Origin of the sequence: Nodularia sp. UHCC 0506 (assembly GCF_034931045.1) — a bacterium.
Lineage (GTDB): Bacteria > Cyanobacteriota > Cyanobacteriia > Cyanobacteriales > Nostocaceae > Nodularia.
Genome location: NZ_JAYGHH010000020.1, coordinates 1 through 2,946 on the forward strand (window position 1 = coordinate 1; position 2,946 = coordinate 2,946).

3 protein-coding genes are annotated in these 2,946 nt (G+C 36.6%); all 3 read right to left on the reverse strand.

Annotation, left to right across the window (positions count from 1 at the left end):
• Positions 1 to 955 (reverse strand): glycosyltransferase family 2 protein (locus VB654_RS13140; protein WP_323214217.1); only part of this gene is annotated, 955 nt, incomplete at its 3' end.
• Between the two features lie 45 nt (positions 956 to 1,000).
• Positions 1,001 to 1,990 carry an NAD(P)-dependent oxidoreductase gene (locus tag VB654_RS13145; protein WP_323214218.1) on the reverse strand — a complete coding sequence of 330 codons (990 nt, stop codon included), beginning with the start codon at positions 1,988 to 1,990 and terminating at the stop codon, positions 1,001 to 1,003.
• Between the two features lie 116 nt (positions 1,991 to 2,106).
• A partial coding sequence (devC, locus tag VB654_RS13150) for an ABC transporter permease DevC (protein WP_323214219.1) occupies positions 2,107 to 2,946 on the reverse strand: 840 nt, incomplete at its 5' end.

A 2,946-nucleotide genomic window follows, 5' to 3' on the forward strand; every position in this document is an offset into this window, starting at 1 on the left:
GATAATTACAACAACGCTGCCAGATTATTTGAACCGCTTTCAGCAAATCTTTAAACAACAAATATTCGGTACCATGCAACTGCTGATAAATACTGATATGGCAACGTATGCGCTGATAAAGACTCAGTTCAAACAGCCAGATAGAAACCATATATTCCCAAACTATTCTCCAATGAGGGAATAATATTTTACCCTTTTTAGCTGAGTCAAACCAAACTGTATAGGCATAGAAATCAGGTAAAATGCTAGACGTAGATTGAGAATTATCATTCGTCAACAAATGATAATTTGGAAAGAACATACTCAATGATTGTTGCGAATGGCTTCTGGCAAAGAATAGGTATTCAGGAATCTCATAAAATTGACCAAGCAAACCTATTCTTAACAGTAAAATTCCATCCGCCGTTCCATAACTACCCATAGGTGGGATTTTTCTGAGAGTAATAGCACGAATTACTCCATAAGTCTGATAACAGAGATGCTTAGTAAGTAACTGCTGAAAACGCTTATGAGGGTTTTCGGAATCGGTGTTGAGTTTTATATTGTATTTTTGCAGAAAATCACCATTTTCATCTATGAAAGATACATGAGAATGGCATAATACCACTTTCGGATTATTGTCAAGTACATCCACACATTTGCTCAGAAAATCTGGCGCGTGTAAATCATCATAAGCTGCCCATTTAAAGTATTCGCCCACAGACAAATCAAAGACACGATTGAAGTTATGTGAACAACCGAGATTACTCTGATTACGGTAGTAACGAATACGGTTATCTTGAGCAGCATAATCTCGACAAATTTCTTCAGTATTATCTGTCGAGGCGTTATCTGAGATGATTAACTCAAAATCTGCAAAAGTCTGAGCCAAAAGTGAATCGAGAGATGCTTTAATAAACTTTGATCCATTGTATACAGGCAATCCAATGCTTACTTTTGGCAGGTTGTTGCTCATATAAAACAATTGTTAGGTAAAATCTAAAACCTGTTTGACTACATTTTAGATATCAGTTTTTTTGAGCCATGCTTGTGTTATGCGTAAACCATCTTCTAAATCAATTTTTGGTTTATAATCTAACAAATTTTGGGCTTTAGCAATGGAATAAGCATGAGGACGACTCATAAAATCTACAGACTCTGGTAAGATATCAGCTTTTTTACGAAAGAGTTTTTGTCCTTGGGCGCGAAGTTTGAGAAATAACTTCATTTCATCTTTGGGTAAAGACATGGGAGCAGCTAAACCTTCCATTGCAGCTAAACGCAGAAAATATTCTTTCCAGGAGGTTTCTTGACCATCGGTAATATTAAAAGTTTCACCGTATGTTTCCTTTTCAATTGCTAGAAATACAGCATCAATCAAGTTATCTATATATACATGATTCATCACTCCTTTACCATCATTGGCATAAGCAAATAATTTTTGACGCATCATCGAAATTGGTCGAACTATCCAAGAAGTACTACCTGGCCCGTAAACATCTCCAGCCCGAATAATAATTACACCAAAATCAGGGGGAGAATTTAGGGGTAAAAGTTCTGTTTCGGCTTCTATTTTTGTTTGACAGTAGGGATTATTTTCACCAGAAAGAGTTCCAGATTCTGTAATGCCATCTGCATAATTAAACCCGTAAACCATCACACTAGAAAGATGGACAAAAGTTTTCACGCCAGCATTTTTAGCAGCTTTAGCCATATTGACCGTACCGCCAACATTTAGCTCACGAAATTCTTTAATTGCACCAGCTTCTTGAGCCATTTGAGCCGTATGTAAAACAATATCTACACCTTCACAAGCTCTTTGGGCAATTTTAGGATCAGTAATGCTACCAACAATTATCTCAATACCCAAACTTTGGGCGGTTTTATTTACATCCGCAGAACTTTGTAATCCCCGAACTTTCATACCCTGTGCTATAGCTAATTCAGCTGCACGTAAACCAATAAATTCGTCAATACCAGTGATTAAAAGAGTTTGGTTTTGGAGGTTCATAATTGTGTCTGTGATTACTAAGTTATGTGATTTGAGTTGAATAGCAAGTATTAGCTGGCGATGTTTTTTAGTTAATACCAATTACCTAGAAATGTAGCTGAATGGAATTGGTATATTTAGAAGATATCTGCTGGGTCTGCGGAACGGAGCTTATTAATAGCAAGTGACCCTGAAGTTATACACATTAAAACTGCTGAAACTAAAACAATTATGGCATTATTAGCAGTCATCATGATTGGTAACTTTGTTACTTCCATGGCAAAACTATATAAGCCTATGGAAAACAAAAATCCTGGAATATAACCTAACAAAGCCAGAATTAACGCCTGTTTAAAAACTACATTTAATAGATATCCATTGGCATATCCAATAGCTTTTAAAGTTGCGTAGGCAATTAATTGATTAGCAATATTGCTGTAAAGGATTTGATAAACAATTACCACCCCAACCACAGAAGCCATAGTCAGCATGAGGTTAAGTATAAAACCAATGGGTGTTCTCACAGACCAATACTCTTTTTCAAAATCAATAAAGCCTTGATGAGTGAAAATTTGGATATCATTAGGTAAATTTGCTGCTAATTGTTGCAACACTTGGTCTGGATTTGCTCCATAATTTAGGGTAATGACACCAATATCGATCATGTCTGCTGGACGAGTATTAGGATTTATCCTCAGAAAAGTTGAATCACTAACAATTAAATTACCATCTACACCAAAGGAAGGCCCTAAGCTGAATAAGCCCCCTACTCTAATTCTGTAACCAATGGGAGCATCAAAGGGGAATAGTTCAATTGTCTGCTCAGTATTTCCTGCATCAAAGTTGGCGGCAATAGGGCCAAACTCTGGGCGAGAAATTCGATCAAAAAGGACAATATCAGGAATTTTGAGTTTGTCTAAATTTTCGGCAACTTCGGGGATATTCAATACGGATTTTCCGGGGTCAAAGCCAATTAC

What these genes read in the sequence shown, in the direction of transcription:
- VB654_RS13145 (WP_323214218.1), bottom strand. Translation starts at nt 1,990, where the DNA reads ATGAACCTCCAAAACCAAACTCTTTTAATCACTGGTATTGACGAATTT.